26 protein-coding genes are annotated in these 26189 nt (G+C 73.8%); 17 read left to right on the forward strand and 9 right to left on the reverse strand.

What is annotated here, in order from left to right; translation table 11 throughout:
- Window positions 1-312 precede the first annotated feature (312 nt).
- Window positions 313-1650, reverse strand: a complete 1338-nt coding sequence (locus GA0074696_RS05585) for an MFS transporter (RefSeq protein ID WP_088960108.1) — start codon at window positions 1648-1650, stop codon at window positions 313-315.
- 588 nt (window positions 1651-2238) lie between these two features.
- Entirely contained in the window at window positions 2239-3570 is a 1332-nt protein-coding gene (locus GA0074696_RS05590) for an MDR family MFS transporter (RefSeq protein ID WP_088960109.1), read from the reverse strand.
- Between the two features lie 151 nt (window positions 3571-3721).
- On the opposite strand from GA0074696_RS05590, the gene GA0074696_RS05595 reads away from it, so the two are divergent.
- A complete protein-coding gene (locus GA0074696_RS05595; RefSeq protein WP_088960110.1) occupies window positions 3722-4489 on the forward strand; it encodes a phosphoglyceromutase in 768 nt (255 codons plus the stop codon).
- A 49-nt stretch (window positions 4490-4538) separates the two neighbouring features.
- On the opposite strand, the gene phoU is transcribed toward GA0074696_RS05595, so the two are convergent.
- On the reverse strand, window positions 4539-5192 hold the full coding sequence (phoU, locus tag GA0074696_RS05600; protein ID WP_088960111.1) for a phosphate signaling complex protein PhoU: 654 nt from the start codon (window positions 5190-5192) through the stop codon (window positions 4539-4541).
- 313 nt (window positions 5193-5505) lie between these two features.
- On the opposite strand from phoU, the gene GA0074696_RS05605 reads away from it, so the two are divergent.
- Both GA0074696_RS05605 and GA0074696_RS05610 read left to right on the forward strand, forming a co-directional pair.
- Window positions 5506-6696, forward strand: a complete 1191-nt coding sequence (locus GA0074696_RS05605) for a sensor histidine kinase (RefSeq protein ID WP_407940596.1) — start codon at window positions 5506-5508, stop codon at window positions 6694-6696.
- 20 nt (window positions 6697-6716) lie between these two features.
- Complete coding sequence (locus tag GA0074696_RS05610) at window positions 6717-7400, forward strand: response regulator transcription factor (RefSeq protein WP_088960113.1); 684 nt, start codon at window positions 6717-6719, stop codon at window positions 7398-7400.
- Window positions 7401-7404: 4 nt separating this feature from the next.
- Here the strand turns inward: GA0074696_RS05610 and GA0074696_RS05615 are convergent, their stop codons facing one another.
- Both GA0074696_RS05615 and GA0074696_RS05620 read right to left on the reverse strand, forming a co-directional pair.
- Entirely contained in the window at window positions 7405-8079 is a 675-nt protein-coding gene (locus GA0074696_RS05615) for a response regulator (protein WP_088960114.1), read from the reverse strand.
- On the reverse strand, window positions 8076-9767 hold the full coding sequence (locus tag GA0074696_RS05620; RefSeq protein ID WP_088960115.1) for a sensor histidine kinase: 1692 nt from the start codon (window positions 9765-9767) through the stop codon (window positions 8076-8078). The genes GA0074696_RS05615 and GA0074696_RS05620 overlap by 4 nt, the downstream gene beginning before the upstream one ends.
- Before the next feature lie 99 nt (window positions 9768-9866).
- Here GA0074696_RS05620 and GA0074696_RS05625 point away from each other — a divergent pair, with 99 nt between their 5' ends.
- From GA0074696_RS05625 to rraA, 6 genes are read left to right on the forward strand one after another with little or no spacing between them, the layout of a single operon-like run.
- The gene (locus tag GA0074696_RS05625) at window positions 9867-10877 is read left to right on the forward strand and encodes a Bug family tripartite tricarboxylate transporter substrate binding protein (protein ID WP_231925271.1); all 1011 of its coding nucleotides are present in this window, start codon (window positions 9867-9869) and stop codon (window positions 10875-10877) included.
- 5 nt (window positions 10878-10882) lie between these two features.
- On the forward strand, window positions 10883-11602 hold the full coding sequence (locus GA0074696_RS05630) for a tripartite tricarboxylate transporter TctB family protein (protein ID WP_231925272.1): 720 nt from the start codon (window positions 10883-10885) through the stop codon (window positions 11600-11602).
- Window positions 11602-13104, forward strand: coding sequence for a tripartite tricarboxylate transporter permease (locus tag GA0074696_RS05635; protein ID WP_088960117.1), 1503 nt, complete (start codon window positions 11602-11604; stop codon window positions 13102-13104). Before GA0074696_RS05630 ends, GA0074696_RS05635 begins: the two co-directional genes overlap by 1 nt.
- On the forward strand, window positions 13101-13493 hold the full coding sequence (locus GA0074696_RS05640; protein WP_088960118.1) for a universal stress protein: 393 nt from the start codon (window positions 13101-13103) through the stop codon (window positions 13491-13493). Before GA0074696_RS05635 ends, GA0074696_RS05640 begins: the two co-directional genes overlap by 4 nt.
- A gap of 50 nt (window positions 13494-13543) precedes the next feature.
- Complete coding sequence (locus GA0074696_RS05645; RefSeq protein WP_197700815.1) at window positions 13544-14737, forward strand: MFS transporter; 1194 nt, start codon at window positions 13544-13546, stop codon at window positions 14735-14737.
- Window positions 14731-15213 carry a ribonuclease E activity regulator RraA gene (gene rraA, locus GA0074696_RS05650; RefSeq protein ID WP_088960120.1) on the forward strand — a complete coding sequence of 161 codons (483 nt, stop codon included), beginning with the start codon at window positions 14731-14733 and terminating at the stop codon, window positions 15211-15213. The genes GA0074696_RS05645 and rraA overlap by 7 nt, the downstream gene beginning before the upstream one ends.
- Window positions 15214-15222: 9 nt before the next feature.
- Here the strand turns inward: rraA and GA0074696_RS05655 are convergent, their stop codons facing one another.
- On the reverse strand, window positions 15223-16032 hold the full coding sequence (locus GA0074696_RS05655; protein WP_088960121.1) for a hypothetical protein: 810 nt from the start codon (window positions 16030-16032) through the stop codon (window positions 15223-15225).
- A 74-nt stretch (window positions 16033-16106) separates the two neighbouring features.
- Between GA0074696_RS05655 and GA0074696_RS05660 the strand changes: the two genes are divergently transcribed.
- Together GA0074696_RS05660 and GA0074696_RS05665 are read left to right on the forward strand one after the other, a co-directional pair.
- On the forward strand, window positions 16107-17051 hold the full coding sequence (locus GA0074696_RS05660) for a Ppx/GppA phosphatase family protein (RefSeq protein ID WP_088960122.1): 945 nt from the start codon (window positions 16107-16109) through the stop codon (window positions 17049-17051).
- 76 nt (window positions 17052-17127) lie between these two features.
- Window positions 17128-17934 (forward strand): sugar phosphate isomerase/epimerase family protein, encoded by an 807-nt coding sequence (locus GA0074696_RS05665; protein WP_172894189.1) that lies wholly within the window; start codon window positions 17128-17130, stop codon window positions 17932-17934.
- Between the two features lie 106 nt (window positions 17935-18040).
- Here GA0074696_RS05665 and GA0074696_RS05670 read toward each other — a convergent pair whose 3' ends face one another.
- From GA0074696_RS05670 to GA0074696_RS05680, 3 genes are read right to left on the reverse strand one after another with little or no spacing between them, the layout of a single operon-like run.
- Window positions 18041-18619, reverse strand: coding sequence for a CGNR zinc finger domain-containing protein (locus GA0074696_RS05670; protein ID WP_088960124.1), 579 nt, complete (start codon window positions 18617-18619; stop codon window positions 18041-18043).
- A 19-nt stretch (window positions 18620-18638) separates the two neighbouring features.
- On the reverse strand, window positions 18639-19805 hold the full coding sequence (locus GA0074696_RS05675) for a glutathionylspermidine synthase family protein (RefSeq protein ID WP_088960125.1): 1167 nt from the start codon (window positions 19803-19805) through the stop codon (window positions 18639-18641).
- A 1-nt stretch (window position 19806) separates the two neighbouring features.
- Window positions 19807-20085 carry a hypothetical protein gene (locus GA0074696_RS05680; protein ID WP_231925273.1) on the reverse strand — a complete coding sequence of 93 codons (279 nt, stop codon included), beginning with the start codon at window positions 20083-20085 and terminating at the stop codon, window positions 19807-19809.
- Between the two features lie 141 nt (window positions 20086-20226).
- On the opposite strand from GA0074696_RS05680, the gene GA0074696_RS05685 reads away from it, so the two are divergent.
- The 6 genes from GA0074696_RS05685 (at window position 20227) to GA0074696_RS05710 (ending at window position 26159) form a co-directional block, all read left to right on the forward strand.
- A complete protein-coding gene (locus tag GA0074696_RS05685; RefSeq protein ID WP_088960127.1) occupies window positions 20227-21147 on the forward strand; it encodes a proline dehydrogenase family protein in 921 nt (306 codons plus the stop codon).
- A 69-nt stretch (window positions 21148-21216) separates the two neighbouring features.
- Complete coding sequence (locus tag GA0074696_RS05690) at window positions 21217-22008, forward strand: alpha/beta fold hydrolase (protein WP_088960128.1); 792 nt, start codon at window positions 21217-21219, stop codon at window positions 22006-22008.
- Window positions 22001-22567, forward strand: coding sequence for a TetR/AcrR family transcriptional regulator (locus GA0074696_RS05695; protein WP_088960129.1), 567 nt, complete (start codon window positions 22001-22003; stop codon window positions 22565-22567). The genes GA0074696_RS05690 and GA0074696_RS05695 overlap by 8 nt, the downstream gene beginning before the upstream one ends.
- Window positions 22567-22902 carry a YrdB family protein gene (locus GA0074696_RS05700; protein ID WP_088960130.1) on the forward strand — a complete coding sequence of 112 codons (336 nt, stop codon included), beginning with the start codon at window positions 22567-22569 and terminating at the stop codon, window positions 22900-22902. Before GA0074696_RS05695 ends, GA0074696_RS05700 begins: the two co-directional genes overlap by 1 nt.
- A gap of 392 nt (window positions 22903-23294) precedes the next feature.
- Window positions 23295-24686: a hypothetical protein gene (locus tag GA0074696_RS05705; RefSeq protein WP_172894191.1), complete on the forward strand. Its 1392-nt coding sequence runs from the start codon at window positions 23295-23297 to the stop codon at window positions 24684-24686.
- A 93-nt stretch (window positions 24687-24779) separates the two neighbouring features.
- Window positions 24780-26159 (forward strand): efflux RND transporter periplasmic adaptor subunit, encoded by a 1380-nt coding sequence (locus GA0074696_RS05710; protein ID WP_088960131.1) that lies wholly within the window; start codon window positions 24780-24782, stop codon window positions 26157-26159.
- The last annotated feature ends 30 nt before the right edge of the window (window positions 26160-26189 follow it).

Raw genomic sequence — 26189 nt, forward strand, 5'->3', positions numbered from 1 at the left:
GGAGCAGGGTGTCGGACGCCACGTCGACGCTGTGACCGGCGAGACAGCGATCCGGGTTGAATCCGGAATCCGGGCGAACTAACTTTATTGCACCGCGCCACGCTCGGAACCGTTCGGGGGAGCGGCGGATCGATCAGATCCGAGCACGAGCGAGGCGCAAGAAACGGGTGGAGCACATCGTTGGGGGACGGTGCCACCCGTGGAACCGGCGGCGCGAGCGGGCGACGCTTACGGGGGTGAGTGTCGCCCGCCGCCGCCGGGCAAGCGGTGCGGATGCCCATCACGACCACGGTCGTGGTGGGCGTTCTGCCGTCAGCCCACCGGCTGCGAGGCACGCGCCGGTGCGGCCACCCGCCGCGCCGCCACCCGGCGCTCCCGGCTCGGCCCGGCCAGCAGGTGCCCGCCCGCGGCGAGCAGACCCAGGGCCGCCACCACGAGCCAGTGCCGCTCCCCGAGATACTGCAGGCTCACCCCGCCTAGCGTCGGCGCGACGAAGGACGCGGCCGGGAACGTCAGGTAGAACACCGACTGGTAGCGCGCGCGCAGCTCGGGCGGGGCCAGGTCGGCGTTGATCTGGGCGTTCGGCGGCGCGGCGAGCATCGAGCCGACCGTCCAGACCACCGCGGCGGCCAGGTAGACCCAGAGTTGGTCGGCGACGACCAGCGCACCGAACCCCACCGCCAGCAAGCCGGTGGAGAGGGCCAGCACCCGGTGCGCCCGACGCCGGTCGATCAGCCCGGGTACGAAGAGCTGCCCCACCACGATCAGCGCGCCGCCCAGCGCCACCACCGTCCCGTACGCCGACGGGCTCAGACCGTCCGCGCGCATGGCCAGCGGCATGATCGTCGAGGTCTGCATGGTGAGCACGGCCAGCACGAAGGTGAGCCCGACGAAGACCAGGAAGGTCCGGTCGGTCAGCGCGGTGCGCAGCCCCGGCGGCCGGGACCGTCCGGCACCCGCGGCCACCGGCTCGCCGGCGGTCAGCCGGGCGTTCGCGGCCACCGGCTTGCCGGCGGTCCGCCCGGCCTGGTCCGGGCTGCTCCTTACTGGTCCGCTGCGGTGGGGCAGGGTCTCCGGGACCTTCCAGGCGATCAGCGCGGCGGCGGCCAAAGTGGCGGCGGCGTCCACCAGGAAGAGCGCGAGGAAGCTCGCCTCGGCCAGGAGCCCGGCCAGCAGCGAGGCCACCGCCATGCCGAGGTTGAACGCCCAGAACTGGAGGTTGAACGCGCGGGAGCGGCGGTGCTCGGGGACCACGTCCACGATCGCCGCGACGAAGGCCGGGCTCGGCATCGAGTGCGCGATCCCGACCAGCGCGGCCAGCGCCGCGATCACCGCGAGCTGCCGGCTGAACGCCAGCCCCACCATCAGCCCCGCCGCCGCCAGGTGCGCGGCGAGCAGGGTCGCGCGCCGGCCCCAGCGGTCCGCCAGCACCCCGCCGAGCAGCACCCCGACGGCCCCGCCCGCCCCGTACGCACCGACCACCGCGCCGGCCAGCGACTCGCTGGCCCCGCGCGCCTCGGTGAGGTAGAGCGACAGGAAGAGCACCGCGAAGGCGCCGGCCCGGTTGACCAGCAGTCCCGCCCAGAGGTACCAGAAGGTGGCGGGCAGACCACCGGCAGTTCCGTCCCACCAGCCCCGCAACCCGCGCACCCGTCCTCCAGAAACTTTGTTAACCGATACGGTCCCGACCGTATGCAGCCCCGCGCGACCGCGCCACCGTGTCGGTGATCACCTGAGTGGACCCGCCGGCGGCGCCCCGGGTCACCGCATGGCGGGCTCGGGCCGGCCGGAGGCGGACGGTGGTCGGAGGTCCTGTCGAGCTGATGTCGTCAACGATTCGGGCTCCGGGTTCGTCGGCTTGATTCGTTCACGTCATCAGCTCGAAAGGGCCTCGCAGGGTGCCCTGCCTCGTGCGACCCCGGCAGGCCGCCGGGCGGACGGCAGCGGCCCTGGCCGGTCCGCGCTCCCTGTCGGCATGCCGGCGGTCGGCAGCGTGCCCTGCCTCGTCCGAGCCCGGCAGCCGCCGGGCGGGTGGCAGCGGCCCTGGCCGGTCCGCGTGCCCGGTCGGGGTGCCGGCGGTCGGCAGGGTGCGCTGCCTCGTCCGAGCCGGGCAGGCCGCCGGGCGGACGGCAGCGGTCCCGGCCGGTCCGCGCTCCCTGTCGGGTGCCGGCCGTGGGCAGGGTGGCAGTGGCCTCGGCCGGTCCGCGTGCCCGGTCGGGGTGCCGGCGGTCGGCGTACTCAGGAAGGGGTGTGGGCCGCGACCGGCTCGGCCGGGGCGGTGGCGGCCGCCTCGGCCGCCTGGGGGGCCGGCTGCCGGATGGCGGTGACCGGCGTGACCGGCTGGGTCGCCGGCCGGAGCTGGGCGGCCCGCCGCTCCCGGGCCGGCCCGGAGACCAGGTGGGCCACCGCCATCAGCGCGCCGATGGCGGCGCAGCCGAGCCAGAGTTCGGTGTTGCCGGCCCGTTCCCGGACCAGGCCGCCGAGGATCGGCCCCACCGCCCCGGCGATCTGCCAGGACAGCGAGAAGGCGCCCTGGTAGCGGCCGCGCAGCCGGTCGGGGGAGAGTTCGGCGACGAGGGTGGCGTTGGACGGCGAGTTGAGCATCTCGCCGAGGGTCCAGATCAGCACCGTGAGGCCGTAGAACCAGGCCGCGTCGGCGAACGCGGTCAGGCCGAAGCCGACGCCCATCACCAGCGAGGCCAGGGCGAGCACGTGCGACCGGCTGCGCCCCCGGATCAGCCGGGGCACGAAGAGCTGCCCGACGACGATCAGCACACCGTTGAGCGCGATCACCGAGCCGTAGGTGGCCGGGCTGAGACCCGAGTCGCCCATCGCGATCGGCAGCATCGAGATGTGCTGGAGGAAGACCAGCGCGGCGAACAGGTTCAGCGCCACGAAGCCCAGGAAGACCCGGTCGGTGGCGATGGTGCGCAGCGCGCCGACCGGGGCGGCGCCACCCGGGCGGGCCGGGGCGGCCGAGACCCGGCGGGTCTCCTTCACCCGGGTGAAGATGATCAGCGCGGTGACCACGGTGGTGGCCGCGTCGACCACGAAGAGCAGCAGGTAGCCGGCCTGGGCGGCGAACCCGGCGAGCACCGCGGCGCAGGCGAAGCCGAGGTTGATCGCCCAGTAGTTCAGCGAGAAGGCGCGCAGCCGATCCTTCTCCGGCACCACGTCGATCATCATGGCGCCGAACGCCGGCCGGGCCGCCTCGGCGAACATGCCGAGCAGCAGCGCGCCCGTGGCCACCGCCCAGAGCGGCCGGGCGAAGCCGAGGGCGAGCATCATGGTGGCCGCGCCGAGGTGCGCGGTGAGCAGCGTGGGCCGCCGTCCCCAGCGGTCGGTGAGCGTGCCGCCGACGGTGGTGCCGACCGCGCCGCCGACGCCCCACAGGCCCAGCACCAGGCCGGCCTGGGTGGGGGAGAAGCCGCGTTCCTGGGTGAGATAGATGGCGAGGAAGACCAGGACGAACGAGCCGAGCCGGTTGATCAGGGTGCCGGTCCAGAGGTACCAGAAGGTCCTCGGCAGCCCTCCGGTGGTGTCCCGGAACCAACTTCGCACCGTCCGCACGCCCGCGCCCCCGCTTCGGTAATGACCGCCAAGATGTCAGCGCCTTACAACCTAGTGCCGGCCCGGAACGCGGGTCATCGGTTTTTCCACGTGGCGGTCGTCACGGGCACCAACCGCGTGTCCACCGGCGGGGTGCGGCAGGATGATCGGCATGACTGCGAGCGAGGGGCCCACCGTCGGGACGCTGGTCCTGCTGCGGCACGGCGAGAGTGACTGGAACGCCAAGAACCTCTTCACCGGCTGGGTGGACGTCGACCTGACCGAGAAGGGCGAGAACGAGGCGCGGCGCGGCGGAGAACTGCTGCGCGAGCACAGCCTGCTGCCCGACGTGGTGCACACCAGCGTGATGCGCCGCGCGATCCGCACCGCCGAGCTGGCGCTCAACGCCGCCGACCGGCACTGGATCGCGGTGCGCCGGTCGTGGCGGCTCAACGAGCGGCACTACGGCGCCCTCCAGGGCAAGGACAAGAAGCAGACCCTGGACGAGTACGGCGAGGAGCAGTTCATGCTCTGGCGCCGGTCGTACGACACGCCGCCGCCGCCGATCGCCGACGACGACGAGTTCTCGCAGGTCGGCGACCCGCGCTACGCGTTGCTGCCGTCCGAGCTGATGCCGCGCACCGAGTGCCTCAAGGACGTCGTCGAGCGGATGCTGCCGTACTGGTACGACTCGATCGTGCCGGACATCCTGGCCGGCCGTACGGTGCTGGTGGCCGCCCACGGCAACTCGCTGCGCGCCCTGGTCAAGCACCTCGACCAGATCAGCGACGAGGCGATCGCCAAGCTGAACATCCCCACCGGCATCCCGCTGCGCTACGACCTCGACCCGCAGCTGCGCCCGCTCACCCTGGGCGGCACCTACCTCGACCCGACCGCCGCCAAGGCAGCCGCCGCGGCGGTGGCCAACCAGGGCCGCTGACGCCAGGACGAAGGCCCCCGGTCCGCCGGGGGCCTTCGTCGTGCCCGGGTCAGTTCGGCGCGGGCGTGGACTGGCCGGTGATCAGGTAGACCACGTGCTCGCCGGCGTTCACCGCGTGGTCGGCGAAGCGCTCGTAGAAGCGGCCGAGCAGGGTGGCGTCGATCGCCGTCTCCACCCCGTACGGCCAGTCGTCGCCGAGCAGCACGCCGAACAGGCTCTTGTGCAGGTCGTCCATGGCGTCGTCGTCGCGGTCCAGCTCGGCGGCGAGGTCGGCGTCGGGCTTGGCCAGCACCGTGCCGATCTTCTCCGCCATCCGGTCGGCGATGGCGGCCATGTCGGTGAAGACCGGCCGCAGCTCGGCCGGCACCGCCGGCGACGGGTGCCGGCGCAGCGCCGTCTTGGCCACGTGGTCGGCCAGGTCGCCCATCCGCTCCAGGTCCGCCGCGACGTGCAGTGCGGTGATCATGGCCCGCAGGTCGGAGGCGACCGGCGCCTGCCGGGCGAGCAGGTCGCAGACCCGCTCCTCGACGTGCCGGTAGAGGTCGTCGATCTCGGCGTCCCGCGCGATCACGGCCTCGGACGCCTCGCGGTCGGCGGTGAGCAGGCCGCGGGTGGCCTGGCGCATCGCGGCGCGGACCCCTTCCGCCATGTCCACCAGCAGCTGGCTGACAATCTGCAGGTCGGCCCGGAACTCGTCGCGCATCGTCACTTCCTGGGGTCGGTGCCGCCGGCCCCGGGGAGGGGCGTCGGGCATACGGGTCGAGCGGGTGCGCGCCAACCGTAGGCGGGGGGAGCGGACCTGAGGTGAACTCCGGTGAACGACGCGGGACCCGGGAGTGAACTTCTGCGGAAGTGAGGATGATTCGTCCCGTTTTGGGCGATAGCCAGGTTAACAATGACCCTACGATCGCCGGGTGGATTGGGTGGTGGCGGTCGTGGTGGCCGTGGCACTGGCGACCGGCCTGGTCGCCGGCCTGCTGTTGTCCGGGCCCGTCCGCGAGTGGCGGCGCAGGGCGGTGTCGCCGGGGAGCGGTGGCTCCCGCTGGAGCTCAGGGAGGCTCGCGATTCCCGACGACCAGCAGGGCGGCCGCACCGGGCTCGGCCGCAAGACGATCGACTCACTGCGCGCCGGCGTGGTCGTGCTCGACCCGGACGACCTGCCCGTGCTGGTCAACCCGGCCGCCCGGGCGATGGGCCTGCTCCGCACCGGCGCCGCGCCCGGCTCCATCGCCGCCCACCCGCTGATCCGTACCCTCGCCGGGCAGGTGCGCCGCACCGGCGTGCGGCGCGAGATCGAGCTGGACCTGCCGCGCGGCCGCGACAACGCCGGAGTGAACCCGCTCGGGGTGCACCTGCGGGCGATGGGGCTCGGCGCCGGCTACATCTCGATCGAGGCCGCCGACGTCACCGAGTCGCACCGGCTGGCCCGGGTCCGCCGGGACTTCGTCGCCAACGTCAGCCACGAGCTGAAGACCCCCATCGGGGCGCTGCAACTGCTCGCCGAGGCGCTGCTCGACGCCACCGAACCCGCCGGGGCGGCCCCGCCGGACCTCTCCGAGGACCTGGTCGCCGCCCGCCGCTTCGCCGAACGGATCCAGCACGAGTCGACCCGGCTGGGCCGGCTGGTGCAGGAGTTGCTGGAGCTGACCCGGCTGCAGGGCGCGGAGCCGCAGCCCGCGCCGGAGCCGGTCGCGGTCGACTGGGTGGTGGCCGAGGTGCTCGACCGGACCCGGACCACGGCCGCCGCCCGGCAGATCCAGGTGGTGACGGAGGGCGAGAAGGGGCTGACCGTGTACGGCAGCGACGCCCAGATCGCCACCGCCGTGGCCAACCTGGTGGAGAACGCGATCAACTACTCGGGCGAGGGCACCACCGTCCGGGTCGCCACGCGGGCCGACGACGAATACGTCGAGATCGCCGTCACCGACCAGGGCATCGGCATCGCCCCCAACGAGGTGGAACGGATCTTCGAACGGTTCTACCGGGCCGACCAGGCCCGCTCCCGCTCCACCGGCGGCACCGGCCTCGGCCTGGCCATCGTCAAACACATCGCCAGCAACCATGGCGGCCGGGTGGAGGTGGCGAGCACTCTTGGAGGGGGCTCGACGTTCACTCTCCGGTTACCGGCCAGCCCCCCGGCCGACCTGGAGACGATACTGCCGTCGGCTGGGATCGAGGCCGGCCCGGCCGACCTTCGCCAGGCCTGACCGCAGGAGAGGAAGCACCGTTGAGCCGCGTTCTGGTGGTCGAGGACGAGGAGTCGTTCTCCGACGCCTTGTCGTACATGCTCCGCAAGGAGGGTTTCGAGGTGTCCGTCGCCGCGACGGGACCCGCCGCCCTCACCGAGTTCGACCGGACCGGCGCGGACATCGTCCTGCTCGACCTGATGCTCCCCGAGATGTCCGGGACGGAGGTCTGCCGTCAGCTGCGGCAGCGCTCGCACGTGCCGATCATCATGGTCACCGCTCGGGACAGTGAGATCGACAAGGTGGTCGGCCTGGAGATCGGGGCCGACGACTACGTCACCAAGCCGTACTCGCCGCGGGAGCTGGTGGCCCGGATCCGGGCGGTGCTGCGCCGGCAGAGCGCCGAGGTGACCGAGTCGGGCGCCCCGACGCTGGCCGCCGGCCCGGTCCGGATGGACATCGAGCGGCACGTGGTCACCGTCGACGGCGCCGCCGTGCAGCTCCCGCTCAAGGAGTTCGAGCTGCTGGAGCTGCTGCTGCGCAACGCCGGCCGGGTGCTCACCCGGGGCCAGCTCATCGACCGGGTCTGGGGCGCCGACTACGTCGGCGACACCAAGACGCTGGACGTGCACGTCAAGCGGCTGCGCTCCAAGGTCGAGCCGGAGCCGTCCGCGCCCCGGTTCATCGTCACCGTGCGTGGCCTCGGCTACAAGTTCGAGCCGTAGGCCGTCAGCCCACCCAGCTGTACCGCCGCTCCGGGCGGCCCGCCGAGCCGTACCGGAGGTTGACCGCCGCCCGCCCGGTGTCGGCGAAGTGCTCCAGGTAACGCCGGGCGCTGACCCGAGAGATGCCCACCGCGTTGGCGCACTCGGCGGCGGAGAACGTCCCCGAGTGTCCCCGCAGGGTGCGTTCGACCAGCTCGGCGGTTTCCGCGCTGAGCCCGCGGGGCAACGCCGAGGTGGCGATGTGCGCCGCGCTGCGGGACAGCACCCGGTCCACGTCGGCCTGGTCGGCCACGGTGGTGGCGCGCAGCGCGTTGCGCCGGGCGGCGTACTGCTCCAGCCGGGTCCGCAGCTCGTCGAAGCCGAACGGCTTGAGCAGGTAGTTGACCGCGCCGTAGCGGACCGCCCGGCGGACCGCCTCGGCCTCCCGGGCCGCGCTGATCACCAGCACGTCGCAGTCGTGTCGGGCGGCCCGCAGCCGGGTCACCACGTCCAGGCCGAACATGTCCGGCAGGTAGAGGTCGAGCAGCACCAGGTCGGGGCGGAGCTCGTCGACAGCGGCGATCGCCTGCTCGCCGGTGCTGGCCGTGCCCACCACCCGGAAACCGTCGATCCGCTCGACGAAACCGCGGTGGATCCGGGCCACCATGAAGTCGTCGTCAACCACCAGTACGTCGATCACCGGACCCCCTCCAGAGTGCCGGTAACCGACATCCGGGCCGTGAACATCGCGCCCTCCTCGGTGTTCGTCACCGCCACCTCGCCGCCGCGACGGTGACAGACCAGCCGGGTGAGTGCCAACCCGATGCCCCGCTCGCCGCCCCGGGCCGCCTTCGTGGTGAAGCCGTGGGTGAAGACCTCCTGGGCCAGCTCCGGTGCGATCCCCGGGCCGGAGTCGCGGACCACGATCTCCACCGAGGAGGCGTCCCGACGCAGCTCGACCTCGACCCAGGCCGGCCGGTCCGGGTCAGGCTCGCCGGCCGCCGCGCCGTCGCGACCACCGGTGGTCGCGCCGACCGGTGCGTCCCGACCTCCGGCGACCGCCTCCACCGCGTTGTCGACCAGGTTGCCCAGCACCGTCGCCACGTCCGCCGCGACCTCCGGCGCCAGTCGGTCCAGCCCGGTCCGCTCGGAGATCCGCAGCTCCACCCGGCGCTCCGCGGCCAGCGCGGACTTCGCCATCAGCAGCGCCGCCACCGCCGTGTCGTGGATCCGGCTGGTCACGGTGAGGTCCAGCGACGCCCGGTGCCGGCTGAGCGCGTCGACGTAGCGGACCACCTCGTCGTGCTCGCCGATCTGGATCAGCCCGGAGATGGTGTGCAGCTGGTTGGCGAACTCGTGGGTCTGCGCCCGCAGCAGCTCGGTGGTGCTGCGGAACGAGCCGATCTCCTGCTCCAGCCGGGCCAGCTCGGTCCGGTCCCGCAGGGTGGTCACCGAGCCGAGCCGGCGGCCGTCCTTGGCGACCGTCATCCGGTTCATCACCAGCACCCGACCGTTCCGGACCACCACCTCGTCGCGGGCCTCCGGGCCGCCGTCGGCGCCGGCCAGCACGTCCCGCAGCCGCCCGGAGATCCCCAGGTCGGCGAGGCTGCGGCCGAGGCAGTGCTCGGGCAGGTCGAGCAGCCGGCGGCCGACCGCGTTGACCAGGGTGACCCGCTGCTGGGGGTCCAGCGCGATCACCCCCTCGGCGATGCCGTGCAGCAGCGCCTCCCGGTGCTCGGCCAGGCCGGCGATCTCCCGCGGCTCCAGGCCCAGGGTCTGCCGCTTGATCCGCCGGGCCAGCAGCCACGATCCGGCCACCCCGAGCAGGCTGGCGATGCCGAGATAGGTGAAGAGGTACGACGAGGCGCCGACCAGCCGCTCCGACCAGGTCGGCGCGGCCTCGCCGATCATCACCACGCCGAGGTGCCGCCCGAGGTTGTACTGGCGGTCGCCGAGCACCGGCACCTGGGCGACCAACTCCGGCGAGTCGCCGACCGCCAGCTCGCCGGACCAGCTGCGGCCCCGCGCCACCCCGGGGTCGCCGAGCACGAGCGGGCTCCCCACCAGCGTCGGATCGGTGGAGCTGACCACCCGGCCCCGGGAATCGGCCACGGTCACCGAGGTCACCCCGGACCGGTTCAGCGCGTTCTGCACCAGCGGGGCGACCAGCTCCGCCGGCGCCGGCTGGTTGAGCCGCTCGCGCAGCAGCGGGCTGCCGGCGAGCTCCTCGCCGAGGGCGGCCACCCGCCGCCCCTCCACCCGGTTGAAGGTCGCCGCGGACTGGGCCAGCGAGACGGCGGCCACCGCCACCAGCACGACCACGATGATCGCGAGCTGGAGTACGAGCAACTGCCCGGCCAACGTACGGCGGGGCGTGACCGCGACCACAAAGACCTCAATTTCCGCTGGTGACAGAAGGCAGACAGGGGATCCGCCCGGGGGCCATCATCTTGCCGCCGGACTCCTTCGAAACGGAAGAGAAACATGATGGCAACTCGGAGAAAACTGCTGGTCGTGGGCGTCGCCGCCGCCACGGCGCTGGCGCTGGGCGCGTGCGGCGCCACCGCCGACAAGAACGAGGGCTCGTCCGGCGGCGGTGACGGCAAGCCGGCCACCGGGCTGCGGCTGATGGTGCCGAACACCCCGGGCGGCGGGTACGACACCACGGCCCGTACCGCGGCCAAGGTGATGGAGGACGCCAAGATCGCCACCGGGGTGCAGGTCTTCAACCTGCCCGGCGCGGGCGGCACGGTCGGCCTCCAGCGCACCGTCAACGAGAAGGGCAACGGCAAGCTCGCCATGCAGATGGGGCTGGGCGTGGTCGGTGCCTCCTACACCTCCAAGTCCAAGGCGACGCTGACCCAGACCACCCCGCTGGCCAAGCTGATCGAGGAGGCCGGCGCCATCGTGGTGCCGAAGGACTCCCCGTACCAGACGATCCAGGATCTGGTCACCGCGTGGAAGGCCAACCCGAAGGGGATCGCCGTCGGTGGCGGCTCCTCGCCCGGCGGCCCGGACCACCTGCTGCCGATGCAGCTCGCCAAGACCGTCGGCATCGACCCCCGCCAGGTCAACTTCGTCTCGTACGACGGCGGCGGCGAGCTGCTGCCGGCCGTGCTCGGCGGCAAGGTGGCCTTCGGCGCCAGCGGCTTCGGCGAGTTCCTCGACCAAGTCGAGGCCGGCCAGATCCGGGTCCTCGCGGTGACCAGCGAGGCGCCGATCGACGCGCTCAAGGACGTGCCGACGCTCAAGTCCGCCGGCATCGACCTGGTCTTCACCAACTGGCGGGGCATCGTCGCGCCGCCCGGCATCAGTGACGCCGACAAGAAGGTCTGGATCGACGCGCTGACCAAGATGCACGAGTCGGACGAGTGGAAGGCCGAGCTGACCAAGCGTGGCTGGACCGACGCCTTCATCACCGGTGACGAGTTCGGCACCTTCCTCACCGAGCAGGACAAGGCAGTGGCCGACGTGCTCAAGCAGCTCGGGTTGGCATGAGCGGCATGACCAGCCGACCGGACCGGGGCGGCGAGCAGCCGCCCCGGCCGGGCGCCGCCACCGGACCGGCCGCCCCGCCGGTGCCGGGACAGCCGACCGGTCCGGACCCGGCGACGTCGGGCACCGCGCCGGCCGCCCCCGGGCCGGACGCCACGGGTACGTCGGTCGGGGCGGCGCAGGCGGCGGCCGCGCCGGAGGGCGCCACCCTGCCCGACGCGTCGACCGGGCCGGCGGCGACGCCTACCCGCGACCGGGCCCAGTACGCGGTCTGCGCCTTCCTCGCCCTGGTCGGCGGGCTGGTCATCGCCGATGCGACCCGGATCGGGCACGCGATCAGCACGGCCGACCCGATCGGCCCGAAGCCGGTGCCGATCCTGCTCGGCGTGCTGCTGCTGATCGTCGCCGCGATCTACGCGGTGGACGTGGCCCGCGGCGGCGCCGGCGAGCCGGAGGCCGGCGAGGACATCGACCTGAGCAGCCCGATCGACTGGCGGACCGTGCTGCTGCTGATCGGCGCGTTCCTGGTCAACGCCGTGCTGATCGACCGGCTCGGCTGGGTGATCAGCGGGACGCTGCTCTTCTGGGGCTCCGCGTTCGCGCTCGGAAACCGCCACTACGTGCGCAACCTGCTGATCGCCGTCGCGCTGTCGTTGATCACCTTCTACACGTTCGCCATCGGGCTCGGGGTCAACCTGCCCGCCGGTGTGCTGCAAGGAATCCTCTGATGGACAATTTCGGGCACCTGCTCGACGGGTTCGCCAATGTGGTTACCCCGATGAACCTGCTGATCGCGCTGCTCGGCGTGACCATCGGCACCGCGGTCGGCGTGCTGCCCGGCATCGGCCCGGCGATGACGGTGGCGCTGCTGCTGCCGGTCACCTACGGGCTGGAGACGAGCCAGGCGTTGATCATGTTCGCCGGCATCTTCTACGGCGGCATGTACGGCGGCTCGACCACGTCGATCCTGCTGAACACCCCCGGTGAATCGTCCTCGGTGGTGACCGCCATCGAGGGCAACAAGATGGCGAAGGCGGGCCGGGCGGCCCAGGCGCTGGCCACCGCCGCGATCGGCTCGTTCGTCGCCGGAACGATCGCCACCCTGCTGCTGGTGGTGGTCACCCCGCCGGTGGTGTCGTTCGCGATCAGCCTCGGCGCGCCCGACTTCTTCGCGCTGATGCTGCTGGCGTTCGTGGCCGTCACCGCGGTGCTCGGCGCGTCCCGGGTACGCGGCTTCGCCTCGCTGCTGCTCGGCCTGGTCATCGGCGTGATCGGGATCGACCAGAGCGGTCAGCAGCGGCTCACTCTGGGGATCCCGCAGCTCGCCGACGGCATCGACGTGGTCGTGGTGGCGGTCGGCATCTTCGCCCTCGGCGAGGCGCTCTGGATCGCCGCGCACCTGCGCCGCAAGGCCGGCGAGGTGATCCCGGTCGGCCAACCGTGGATGGGGAAGCAGGACTGGAAGCGGTCCTGGATGCCGTGGCTGCGCGGCACCGCGTTGGGTTTCCCGTTCGGCGCGGTGCCGGCCGGCGGGGCGGAGATCCCGACCTTCCTGTCGTACGTCACCGAGAAGAAGCTGACGAAGCACCCGGAGGAGTTCGGCCGCGGTGCGATCGAGGGTGTCGCCGGCCCGGAGGCCGCCAACAACGCCTCCGCCGCCGGCACGCTGGTGCCGATGCTGGCGCTCGGCCTGCCCACCAACGCCACCGCCGCGGTGATGCTGGCCTCCTTCGAGCAGCACGGGATCCAGCCCGGCCCGCTGCTCTTCGAGCGGGAGTCCGGCCTGGTCTGGACCCTGATCGCCAGCCTCTTCATCGGCAACCTGCTGTTGCTGGTGCTCAACCTGCCGCTCGCCCCCGCCTGGGCGCGGCTGCTCCGGATTCCCCGTCCGTACCTCTACGCCGGGATCCTCTTCTTCGCCTCGATGGGCGCGTACGCGGTCAACGCCCAGCCGTTCGACCTGTTCCTGCTGCTGGCCCTGGGCCTGCTCGGCTTCGGCATGCGCCGCTTCGGGCTGCCGATCCTGCCGCTGATCGTCGGAGTGATCCTCGGCCCGCGCGCCGAGTTGCAGGGCCGGCGGGCGTTGCAGCTCTCCGGCGGCGAGCTGCACGGCCTGATCGGCGGCTGGGTGTCCTGGCTGATCTACGCCACCGTCGCCGTGGTGCTGCTCTGGCCGCTGATCGGGCGGTTCGTGGTTCGACCTGTTCGGGAGAGGCTGGTGGCCGGATGACCATCCTGGTGGGGTACGTCCCCTCGGCCCTGGGTGAGGCGGCCCTGCGGGCCGCCGTGGAGCAGGCCCGGTTCCGCGACGAGCCGGTGCTGGTGGTGAACACCTCGCGCGGCGACGCGTACGTCGACCCGCGCTTCGCCCAGGAGGGCGACCTGGCCCGGGTGGTCCGCGAGCTGACCGCCGACGGGGTGCCGCACACCATCCGGCAGCTGATCCGGGGCCGGGACGCGGCCGAGGAGATCGCCGAGATCGCCGAGGCGGAGGAGATCTCGCTGGTGGTGATCGGCATCCGGCACCGGACCCCGGTGGGCAAGCTGATCATGGGGTCGACCGCGCAGGAGATCCTGCTCCGGGTGCCCTGCCCGGTGCTCGCCGTCAAGGCCGACTGAGTGGGATGTCGCACGTCGGGCACGGGGATCCCGGGCTGACCGGGGTCCCCGTGCGTACCCAGACGGGCCTGCTGCTCGCGCACACCATCGTTGTGCAGGCGGTCACCTTCATGCTGCGCCCGGCGTCCGCGTACCGGGCGCTGGACCTGGACGTGCCGGCGGCCTGGCTCGGCGTGCTCGGGGCCAGCTTCGCCGTCGTGCCGCTGGTGCTGGCGGTCCCCTCCGGCCACGCGGTCGACCGGTTCGGCGAACGCCGCATCGTGCTGGCCGGGTCGGGCCTGCTCGCCGCCGCCGGGGCCTGCTTCGTGCTCTTCGCCGATTCGGTCGCCGGCCTGGTCGTGGCCAGCATGGTGCTCGGCACCGGCCACCTCTGCGCGGTGGTGGGCCAGCAGGCGCTGGTCGCCAACCGCACCTCGGCGGACCGGTACGACGCGGCCTTCGGTTACTACACCTTCGCCGCCTCGCTCGGCCAGGCGTTGGGACCCGGCCTGATCGTGGTCTTCGGCGGGGACCGCCCGATCCCGGACACCGGGGCGATCTTCCTCGGCGCCACCGCGCTCACCCTGCCCCTGCTGGTCGCCGCCGCGTTCCTGCGCCCCTCGGCGCACCACCGGCAGGCGGCGGGTCCGGCCGCCGGTGGACTGGCCGGCCTGCTCCGCCAACCCGGACTGGTGCGCGCCCTCGCGGTCAGCTGCGTCGTCCTGGCGGCGGTCGACATCACCCTGGTCTACCTGCCCGCCCTCGGTGCCGAGCGGGGCATCGCCGCCGGTTCGATCGGCGTACTGCTGGGGTTGCGGGCGGTCGCGTCGATGGCCTCGCGGCTGTTGCTGGGCCGGCTGGTCGCCGCCGTCGGCCGGCGCCGGCTGCTGGTCGGCACCGTCGCCCTCTCCGCCGCCGGCGTCGGGCTGCTGCTGCCGCCCCTGCCGCTCTGGGCGATGGCGGTGGTGGTCACGGTCTCCGGGCTGGGCCTGGGCGCCGGGCAACCGCTGACCATGTCGTTCCTGGCCGAGTCCGCCCCGCCCGGGTTGCGCGGCCGGGCGATGTCCCTGCGCCTCACCGGCAACCGGCTCGGCCAGGTGGTCATCCCGAGCGCCGCGGGAGCGCTCGCCGCCGGCGCCGGGGCGGCGGGCGTGCTCGCCTGCACCGCCGCCGGCCTGGCCGGCGCGGCCGCCGCCGCGACCGGACTGCACCAGGGCCCGCCTCCCGATCCGACGACCCGACCAGAGAGGGAAGAACCATGCTGACTCCGACCGCCGACCTCTACGACCGGTACGGCGACGTGCTCGGCTCGTGCGACACCCAGCTACGCCAGTTCGGCGCCGCCCGCGCCTTCGCCGGGCCGGCCGTCACGGTGCGCTGCTTCGAGGACAACGCCCTGCTCAAGTCGATCGTCGCCGAGCCGGGGGAGGGCCGGGTGCTGGTGGTGGACGGCGGCGGGTCGGTGCACACCGCCCTGATGGGCGACCTCATCGCCGGCACCGCGGCGGCGAATGGCTGGGCGGGAGTGGTGATCAACGGCGCGGTCCGGGACGTCACCGCCCTGGCCGCCCTGCCGATCGGCATCAAGGCGCTCGGCGCCAACCCGCGCAAGAGCGCGAAGGCGGGAGCCGGCGAGCGGGACGTGCCGGTGTCGTTCGGCAACTGCGTCTTCACGCCCGGAGCCGAGGTGCACAGCGACGACGACGGCGTGGTCGTCCTGCCGGTCGAGGCGCGGGAGTAGCTTCGGCGGTCAGCGCTCGCTGGCCGGGTGCGGGGCGACCTGGCCCTGGCGCAGCCGCGCCCCGCACAGCTCCGCCAGCTTCGCGTACGCGGGCGCGCCGATCAGGGCGGTCAGCTCCGGGCCGTACGAGACGTACATCGGCTCGGTGCCGACGTGCGCGTCGGTGGACGAGGTGCACCACCAGTCCAGGTCGTGCCCGCCCGCGCCCCAGCCCCGCCGGTCGAACTCGGTCAGCGTGGAGACCAGCATCTTGGTGTTGTCGGGTCGCTTGGTCCAGTCCTGCTCGCGGCGGATCGGCAGCTGCCAGCAGACGTCCGGCTTGTATTCCAGCGGGTGCACCCCGTCGCGCAGCGCCTGACCGTGCAGGGCGCAGCCGCCACCGCCGGGGAAGTCGGCGTCGTTGAGGAACACGCACGGCGCGTCCACGTCCCGGGTGGCGGTGCGCCGCGCCGGGTTCTTGCCGTCGATCGTGTCCTCCGCGGTCCAGTTCTTGACGCCCCGGCGGAAGTGCTGCCAGGTCTGCGGGGTGAGCCGCTTGACCGCCGCCCGGACCCGCTTCTCGTCGTCGCCGTCGGTGAAGAACGCGCCGTGCGAGCAGCAGCCGTCGGTGGCCCGGCCGGCGATGATGCCGTGGCAGCCCTTGCCGAAGACGCACGTCCAGCGGGACAACAGCCAGGTCAGGTCGGCGCGGACGAGGTGCCGCTCGTCGGCCGGGTCGACGAACTCGATCCACTCGCGGGGGAAGTCCAGCCCCACCTCACGGCTGCGCGGGTCGCCCGGGTCGTCCACCAGTACGTGCAGTTCCACCTGGCTCGTCACCCGGACCAGCGTACGCGGAGTGACCGGGGCCGGCCGGCGAGCCGCGGAAACGTGTTGGCCCTAGGGTCGACAGCATGCGACTGGGTGTCCTCGACGTCGGTTCCAACACGGTGCACCTGCTGGTGGTCGACGCCCACCACGGGGCGCACCCCTGGCCGGCCCACTCGGAGAAGGTGGTGCTCCGGCTGGCCGAGCAGATCGGCCCGGACGGGGCGTTGACCGAGGAGGGCGCCGACGGGCTGGTCAAGGCGGTCAGCATGGCGCGTACCGCCGCCGCCGGGCTGGCCGCCGACGACCTGCTCGCCTTCGCCACCTCCGCGGTGCGCGACGCCACCAACGCCGCCGAGGTGCTGGCCCGGGTCCGCGACGAGACCGGCGTACGGCTGGAGGTGCTCTCCGGCGCGGACGAGGCGCGGATGACCTTCCTGGCGGTGCGGCGGTGGTTCGGCTGGTCGGCTGGTCGGCTGCTGGTGATGGACATCGGCGGCGGCTCGCTGGAGCTGGCGGCCGGCATCGACGAGGATCCGGACGTCGCGGTCTCCCTGCCGCTCGGGGCCGGGCGGTTGAGCCGGGAGCGGCTGCGGGTGGACCCGGCCGGGCAGGTGCCGCCGTCCGCCGAGGCCGTGGAGGAGCTGCGGGAGTACGTCGACGGGCTGCTCGACCCGGTGGTGGAGAAGCTCGCCGGGGTGGGCTGGGAGCGCCCCGTCGCCACCTCCAAGACCTTCCGGATGCTGGCCCGGCTGGCCGGCGCGGCGCCGTCCGCGGCCGGGCTCTGGGCCCGGCGCAGCCTCACCCGCACCGGGCTGCAGCAGGTGCTCGGCTTCATCCGGCACATCCCGCCGGCCCAGCTGGCCGAGCTGGAGGGGGTCAGCGCGGGGCGGGCGCACCAACTGCTCGCCGGTGCGGTGGTGGCCGAGGCGGTGCTGCGTCGCCTGGACGTCCCGGCGCTGGACATCTGCCCGTGGGCGCTGCGTGAGGGCGTCATCCTCCGCCGGTTGGATCAGCTCGAACCGATGTGATCCGCGTCGGTCGTTCTGCGCCATTTGAGGCCGCTCGTCCTGAAGCGCGGTGACCGGTCGGGCTACCCTGAGGGGTGTGACTTCCCGCGTCCCCGTGCTCCTGTCCAGTTCCTCGGTCTTCCCTGAGCGGACCGCGGCGGCGTTCCAGCTTGCCGCGGCGCTCGGCTACGACGGCGTCGAGGTGATGGTCTGGACCGACGCCGTGAGCCAGGACGCCGGCGCGCTGCGCGGCCTCTCCGAGCACTACGGCGTGCCGGTCCTGTCGGTGCACGCGCCGTGCCTGCTGGTGACCCAGCGGGTGTGGAGCCCCGACCCCTGGGAGCGGCTGCGCCGCTCGGCCGAGCTGGCCGCCACCCTGGGCGCGCCGGTCGTGGTGGTGCACCCGCCGTTCACCTGGCAGCGGGACTACGCCCGCAACTTCGCCGAGGGGCTCGCCGCGATCGCCGGCGAGTACCCGGACCTGCGCTTCCCGGTGGAGAACATGTACCCGGTGCGGATGGCCGGCCGGCAGTTCGTGCCGTACGTGCCGGGCTGGGACCCGACCGAGGCCGGGTACGCCTCGTACACCCTCGACCTGTCGCACTGCGCCGCCTCGCACACCGACTCGCTGGCGATGGCCGACCGGATGGGCGACCGGCTGGCGCACGTGCACCTCGGCGACGGCACCGGCGAGGGGCGCGACGAGCACCTGGTGCCCGGGCGCGGCAGCCAGCCCTGCGCCGAGCTGCTGCGCTCACTCGCCGGCCGGGGGTTCACCGGCTCGGTGGCCGTCGAGGTCACCACCCGGGGCGCGAAGAGCCGCGCCGACCGTGAGGCCGACCTCCGCGAGGCCCTCGCCTTCGCCCGCGCCCACCTCACCGCCCCCTCCCCGGTAGACGCCTGACCCACCCCGGCCCCCGCCGCCTGCTCCGTTGATCATGAAGTTGCTGCCCTCCGCCTCGGCGTGTCGGGGCACCAACTTCATGATCGACCGTACGGTCAGGTGAGGGTCAGGGGACGGGGGTCAGGGAGTCGGCCTGGGTGGGGACGGGGAGTTGCTGCTCGCCGACGGCGGCACGCTTGCGGGCGCGGTGGGCGGCCACGTGGGAGCGGGTGGCGCAGCGCTCCGAGCAGAACCGGCGACAGCAGTTGGACGAGGTGTCCAGGTAGACGTTGCCGCAGCGCTCGTCGGCGCAGACCCCGAACCGGGCGCTGCCGTACTCGCAGAGCCAGACCGACAGGCCCCAGACCGCGCCGGCCAGGTACTCCGCGCTGACCGACGCGCCCCGGCTGGTCACGTGCATGTGCCAGTCGCTGGAGTCGTGCCCGGAGATCCGCGGCTGCACGGGGAACGCCTCCAGCAGGGCGTTCAGCTCGGCCACCGCCTGGACGTCCCGCCCGGAGGTGCCGAACTCGAACACGTCGCGCAGACGCTTCTGCGCCCGCCGGAAGATGACCAGGTCCCGTTCGGCGACCTCGTCGCGCATCCACGCGTTGTCGTCCGGGAAGATGGCCCGCAGGTCGTCGAGGTCGTCCAGGCGGGCGTTGACGAGGTCAACGCCGGTCCGGGCGTACGCGTCGAAGTTCACGACACCAACGGTAGACGACTCACGGGGCGCGCGGCGCGTCGATGTAGTGCGGCAGGAACCGCGCGTAACCGTCCGTGATGAGACTCTCGCTCTCCCGGACACCGAGCCCGGCCGACTCGCCGTCGACGATCCAGCTCCCCAGCACCGTCCGGTTGCCGGCGAAGTCCGGCAGGGCCCGGAACTCCTGGTAGCAGAAGCCCTCGTCGCCGTAGTCGCCCGGATTGGTGATCTCGGTGTCGCCGGTGACGATCCGCACCGCGGCCCCCTCCCGGCCGAGCAGCGGCTTCGCCACGTACTCCGGCATCCCGCGCGGTGAGTCCAGGTACGCCGGCAGCAGGTACTCGTGCCCCGGGTACAGCTCCCAGAGCACGGCGAGCAGCGCCTTGTTGGACAGCAGCAGCTTCCAGGCCGGCTCGATCCAGGTGGTCGGGGTGCCTGGCTCCAGCGCCGCCGGCCCGTACGGCTCGGCCAGCATCCACTCCCACGGGTAGAGCTTGAAGCAGGTGGTCAGCGGTCGGTCGTCGGCGTCGACGAAGCGCCGGCCGTCCCAGCCGACGTGCTGGATCGGCAGCAGCGTCACGTCCAGCCCGGCCTGGCGGGCGGTCTCGGCCAGGTACCCGGCGGTGATCTGGTCCTCGCCCGACTCCTCCTCGTTCGACCAGGTCACGTGCACCCGCCGGTCGTGCAGGCCGGCACCGATTTTGGCCCAGGCGCCCACCAGCCGTTCGTGCAGGCTGTTCCACTGGTCGGCGTCCGGGTGCGTCTGCTCCAGCCAGTACCACTGGATGATGCTCGCCTCGACCAGCGCGGTGGGGGTGTCGGCGTTGTACTCCAGCAGCTTCGGCGGCCAGCTGCCGTCGTAGGCGAGGTCGAAGCGGCCGTAGAGGGTCGGCGGCCGCTCGCGCAGCGACCGGGCGACCGCCTCGGCGGCCCAGGCCGGGATGCCGAACTCGGCGTACCGGCCACGGGCGACGACGTGCTCGGCCGCGGCCACCGACATCCGGTGCAGCTCCTCGGTGGCCTCCTCCAGCCGCAGCACCTCGGCCAGGTCGAAGGCGTACGCCGCCGTCTCGTCCCAGTACGACATGGTCCCGCCGTCGGGCAGCTCGGTGTCGACGTACACCAGGCCCTGCTCGCGGATGGTGGCGTCCCAGTCCGGGCGGGGGGTGGCCGCCTCGCGCCGCACCTCAGCCCCCGCAGGAGGCGAGGTGGGTACCGAAACCGCCCCGCTCGGGCAGGGCCGCGGCGACCGGCCGGGGCTCGGCGTCGGCGGTGCCGGTGGTGACCGCCGGTACCCGCATCGCCAGCGCGACCGTGTCCCCGCCGCCGGCCGGACCCAGGGCGCAGTCGTCGTCATCATCATCGTCGGAGGTCAGGTTGCAGCCGGAAAGGGCGAGCGCCAGGGCGGTGAGCGCGCCCAGCTGCACGGAGGCCGACCGGAGCCGGCGGCGGGGGTGTCCATCCACGGCATCGTTGTAGCTGATCGACGCCAGTTCCGTCGCCCCCCGGACGGTGCTCGTGATGCCATTGGGACGCCTGCCACGAGGCGTCGTGGCGGCTCGGCCGCCCCCCGACGGAGCTCGGTGCACGGGCGTTACGCTCGGCTCATGCTCCGTTCCGTCATCCTCGCCGCCTCCCGGTCATCCCAGGTCGAGCGGCTCATCGCGACGGCCCCGTTCACCCGGGACGTCGTCCGCCGGTTCGTCGCCGGCGCCGGCACCGACGACGCGTTGCGCGCGACCCGCGAACTCGTCGCCGACGGCCTCGCGGTCACCATCGACAACCTCGGCGAGGACACCGTCACTCCCGAGCAGGCCAACGCCACCCGCGACGAGTACCTCAAGCTGCTGAAGGCGCTCTCCGCCGCCGGGCTCACCCCGCCCGCCGAGGTCAGCGTGAAGCTCTCCGCGCTCGGGCAGAAGTTCGACGAGCAGCTCTCCTACGACAACGCGCGGGCCATCTGCCTGGCGGCCGACGAGGCGGGCACCACGGTCACCCTCGACATGGAGGACCACACCACCACCGACTCGACCCTGAGCGTCCTGGCCAGGCTGCGCAAGGACTTCCCGGCGACCGGCGCCGTGCTCCAGGCGTACCTGCGGCGCACCGAGTCGGACTGCCGCGAGCTGGCCGGCGCCGGGTCCCGGGTACGGCTCTGCAAGGGCGCGTACAAGGAGCCGGAGTCGGTGGCGTACCAGTCGGCCCGTGAGGTGGACAAGTCCTACGTCCGCTGCCTGAACGTGCTCATGTCCGGGGACGGCTACCCGATGCTGGCCACCCACGACCCGCGCCTGATCGCCATCGGCGAGGACCGGGCGCGCTGGTTCGACCGCGGCCCGGACCGGTTCGAGTTCCAGATGCTGTACGGCATCCGGCCGGAGGAGCAGGCCCGGCTGGTCGGCGAGGGCTACACCGTGCGGACCTACCTGCCGTACGGCGAGGACTGGTACGGCTACCTGATGCGCCGGCTCGCCGAGCGCCCCGCGAACCTGATGTTCTTCGGCCGGGCCCTGGTCTCCAAGAAGTGACTCAGGCGTTGAAGTGACTCCGGCGTTCGACCGTTGACACACCTGGCTAATGTGCTTAGCTTTATGGCTATGAGCATTAGCCAGATGGAGCGGGACGGCGGCACCATCGCGTACGAGGTGCACGGCGAGGGTTCGCTGGTGGTCCTCGCGCACGGCATGGGCGAGAACCGGCGATCCTTCCGCCACCTGATCCCGCTCCTGGTCGAGGCCGGCTACCGGGTGGCCTCGGTGGACGTCCGGGGGCACGGCGACTCCAGCGCCCACTGGCCGTCGTACGCCCCGGCCGAGGTCGGCTCCGACCTGCTGGCCGTGGTGCGTACCCTCGGCGGCCCGGCCACCCTGGTCGGCAGCTCGTCCAGCGCGGCGGCCGTCGTCTTCGCCGCCGGAGACGCGCCCGAGCTGGTCAACGGCATCGTGCAGATCGGCGCGTTCGTCGCCCAGCCCAGGCCCAACCCGGCGATGCGGCTCGCCCAGGCGGCGGTGCTGCGCAGTCCCCGGTTGTTCGGCATGTTCCACCGGACGCTCTTCCCCGGTGACCGGCCCGCGGACGACGCCGCGTACCGCAAGGAGCTGGTCGCCGGCCTGCGCGGCCGGATGGCGGCGGTCCGCGGTGTGGTCGCGCCGGTCGCCCCGCACTGGACGGCCCGGGCGGCCGACGTGCGGCAGCCGGTGCTGGTGCTGATGGGCGCGAAGGACCCCGACTTCGCCGACCCGGGGGGCGAGGCCCGGGCCGCCCGCCGCCTCTTCGCCACCGCCGAAGCCCGCATGATCGCCGACTCCGGCCACTACCCGCACGCCGACCAGCCGGCGGCCACGGCTGCCCAGCTCGTCGAGTTCCTGGCGGTGACCACGGGTGCCTAGGGCCGGGCTCACCCCGTCGACGGTGGTCCGCGAGGCGGCCCGCCTCGCCGACGAGGTCGGTTACGAGCGGCTGACCCTGGCCGCGCTCGCCGGCCGGCTCGGCGTCGCGCTGCCCAGCCTCTACAAGCACGTCAAGGGCGCCGACGCGTTGAGCCAGAAGTTGGCCGCGCTGGCCGTCGACGAACTGGCCGACGCAATGACCTCGGCCGCCGCCGGGCGCGCCGGGGTGGACGGGCTGCGGGCGGTCGCCACCGCCTGGCGCGACTACGCCCGCCGGCACCCCGGCCGCTACCCGGCGGCGCAGCGGGTACCCGACCCGGCCGACCCCGAGCACGTCGCCGCCGGCCGACGGGCCCTCGACACCGTCTACGCGATCCTGCGCGGCTACGGCCTGACCGGTGACGCCGCGGTCGACGCGGCACGCCTGTTCCGCAGCGCCGTGCACGGCTTCGTCACCCTGGAGGCGGCCGGTGGCTTCGGCCTACCCCGAGGCATCGACCGGTCCTTCGACCAGTTGGTAACCGCGTTGGACACCGCGTACCGGGACTGGAGGCCCTGATGAGGGTCGTGCTGCTGACGGTCGCCTTCCTGGTGGAGGTGGCGATGCTCGTGGCCGCCGGCTGGTGGGGCTTCACGCTCGACGCGGGACTGGCAGTCCGGCTGCTCGCCGGGCTCGGCGCACCGCTGCTGATCGCGCTGGTCTGGGGCGTCTTCTGCTCGCCCCGGGCCCGGGTCCGGCTCGCCCCGCCGGCCAAGTACGCCGTCCAGGCGGCCTGTTTCCTCGCCGCCGGCGTGCTGCTCGCCCTCGCCGGGCACCCGTTGCTCGCGGTGGGTCTGGTCGCCCTCTGGGCCGTGGACCGGGCGCTGCTCAGCCACGGCGGTCACCCGGCCTGACCGGCCCCGGCACGGCGACCCCACCTGCGGTCGTCGCGCCCTTTCGAGCTGATGTCGTAAACGATTCGGGCCACCCTGACGCGCGCGTCGCTGTCGTCCAGCGGCCGGCGGGTGAGGGCCGTCTCTGCCGGGCGGCGAGACCACGCCTGTCGCCGCCGCCACCGGGATCGGCCTTCCGTGAGTCGTTCACGTCATCACCTCGACAGGCGAGTAGCCACCCCCTTCCGACGCCGCCCCGGTCACCGTCCGTGCAGGCCACCGTCCGTGCGGGCCACCGTCCGTGCAGGCCACCGTCCTGCAGAGGGTTGTACCGCGTGTGCAGGCCTGCCGGCATGCTGCCGACGCGCGGGCGGCTCTGGCCGGATCGCCCCGATTGGTCGTACCCTTCGCCGGTGACCGACGGGCATGACGAGCCGCGCCTCACCGACGGGGTGGACGAGTCGCGCCCGGCCGACGGGATGGACGAGCCGCGCGCGGCCGACGGCGACGGGCCGCGCCCGGGCGACGGGGTCGACGAGACGCGCTCACGCCGCCGCTGGCCGCTCTGGGCGGCGCTCGCGGTGGTACTGGCGATGGTGGGCTGCGGGGTGCCGGCGGCGCTGCTGGCCGGCCTGGTCGACCGCACCGCCGAGCGCGCCACGGTGGGCCGCTCCGCCACCCGCACGCCTGATCCGGCCACGGCGGTTGCCCGCCGGGTGGGCGACCAGCTCTCCGCCCAGCTCGCCCGGCAGGCCGACGCCCTGCTCGGCGGGGACCGGCGCGGCTTCCTCGCCGTCGCGGACCCCGCCGCCCGCGCCGACCTGGGCCGCCGCTTCGCCGCACTGCGCGCGCTCCGGGTGGCGGTGTGGCGGGCCGAGCCGTCCGGGCTGCCCATCCCGGTCGCCGGGCAGGCGGGGCAGTGGCGGCAACTGGTGACCTTCCGGTACTGCTTCCTCGTGCCGGACTGCGCACCCAGCCCGGTCCTGATCGGCACCCGCTGGCGGGAGACCGGCGGCGCACCGCTGCTGGTCGCCGTCGAGGAGTCCCGCTCCGCGCAGGCCGGGGTCCGCCCCTGGGAGGTCAGCGACCTGGTCGTCGCCGTCGGACCGCGCACCATGGTGGCCACCACCCCGGCGCTGCGCGGAAAGCTGCCCGGCCTGCTCGCCGAGGCCGAGTCCGCGGCGGCGGTCGCCGACCGGTACGCGGTCGCCGGCCCACCGCCGGACCGCTACCGGATCTTCTACGCCGGCGGCGCCGAGTGGCGACGCTGGTACGGCGGCGGCCGACCGAAGTGGACCGCCGGGTACGCGATCACCGTCGGCGGCGGCCACCACGAGGTCGTGCTCAACGCCGACGGGCTGACCGCCACCGCCACCGGTGAACTGCTGCGGCACGAGCTGACCCACGCCGCCTCGCTGCCCGCACGGGGCTACCCGGGCAAGCAGACCTGGTGGCTGGTGGAGGGGCTGGCCGAGTACGCCGGTGCCGACGGGGCACCGGTGAGCCGCTACGAGGGGCTGGACGAGACCGGGCAGCTCGTCGCCGGCGGCTGGAACGGCCGGCTTGACGCCCTCACCCCGGCCGACGCCGCCCCGGCCGACCGGGTCGGCGGCAGCTACGGCGTCGGCTACCTGGCCGTCCGCCACCTCGTCGACCGGTACGGCGAGCAGCAGGTGCTCGCCTTCTTCCGGGCCGTGGTGCACGACCGGCGGTCGCTGGACGACGCGTCCGGGCAGGTCCTCGGCGACCCGTGGAGCGCCCTGCACGACGAGTGCGTCGCCTACGTCCGGGCGACCGTCCGGTGACAGCGGACCCACTCGTCGCCGGGTGGACGCGGTCCGCCCGGTAGGCCGGTCGTGCCGCTCGGCGTCGTATCGACGCCGGGCTAAGGTTGGCCCGTGCGCCGCCCCGACTCGCCGCGGCCCCCCGTAGCCACGCGGCCCCGCCTGCTCACCGCCCTGCTCGCCGTCGTCGTCCTCACCGGTACCACCGCCGCCTCCTGCGGGGGCGACGAGTCCGCCGTCGCGCTGGCCCCGGCCAGCCGGGCCGCCGTCGCCGAGGTGATCGACGCTCCGGCCACCGTGACCGCCCGTGCCGCGGCCACCCTCACCGCACCCGCCGACGGCACCGTCAGCAGCCTGCCTGTCCAGCCCGGCCAGCGGGTCAGGCCCGGTCAGGTGCTCGCCGTGATCAGCTCCCCGTCCGCCCAGCAGCGCCTCCGCCAGGCCCGCGACGCCCTCCGGGCCGCCGAACGGGCCGGTCGGGGCGTCGGCGTGGGCGACCTGGGCACCCGCCGTCGCGGCACCGACAAGGCCGCCGACGAGGCGTTCGACGCCGCCCGGGACGCCGCCGGGAAGATCGCCGACCAGAAGGTACGGGACGCGCTGCTCGCCCAGGTGACCTCCGCCCAGCAGCAGTACACCGCTGCGGCGCGTACCGCCGACCAGGCGGTCCGGTCGGTGCAGCGGGGCGTCGCCGGGCTCAACTCGGCGGTCGGCGCGCTGTCGGCCGCGCAACGGCTCCAGGCCCGGCAGGCGTACGACCTCGCGAAGGCGACCGTCGACGCGCTGACCCTGCGCGCCCCGATCGGGGGAGTCGTGCAGCCCGGCGGCACCCCGGCCGGTGGCGGCAACGACCTGTCCGCCCTGCTCGGCGGCGGGCAGGTGCCCGCCGGGATCGACCCGTCGGCGTTCACCCCGTCCCGCGCCGGGCCGCCGCCGGGCGTGGACGACGCGGTGGTCGCCGGTGGTCGGGTCACCGCCGGCACGCCCGTGCTGACCATCGTGGACACCGGCGCGCTCGGCCTGCTCGCCGAGGTCGACGAGACCGACGTGCTGCTGGTTCGCCCCGGCCTGGTCGCCGACGTCGAACTGGACGCGGTCACCGGCGCCAGCTACGACGCCACGGTCCGCTCGGTCGACGTGCTGCCCACCAGCTCCGCCCGGGGCGGGGTCACCTACCGGGTGCGGCTGTCGCTCGGCGCGGGCCGGCTCGGCGAGGGCGAGGCCGCACCGGCGCCCCGCCCCGGCATGAACGCCGTGGTGCACCTGCGGGTACGCGAGGCCGCCGACGCGGTCACCGTCCCCGCCTCGGCGGTCTTCTCCGCCGACGGCCGGGACGCCGTCTGGCTGGTCCGCGACGGCCGGGCGGACCGGGCGCCGGTGACGGTGGGCGTGCAGGGGCAGGACCTGGTGCAGATCCTCGACGGGGTGCAGGCCGGCGACCGCGTGGTGGTGCGTGGCACCGACCGGGTCCAGGACGGCCAGGAAGTCCGGTGAGCGCGAGGAGTGAGCTGACGGGGGAACGCC

Source organism: Micromonospora purpureochromogenes, assembly GCF_900091515.1.
In the GTDB taxonomy this organism is placed as follows: Bacteria; Actinomycetota; Actinomycetes; order Mycobacteriales; family Micromonosporaceae; genus Micromonospora; species Micromonospora purpureochromogenes.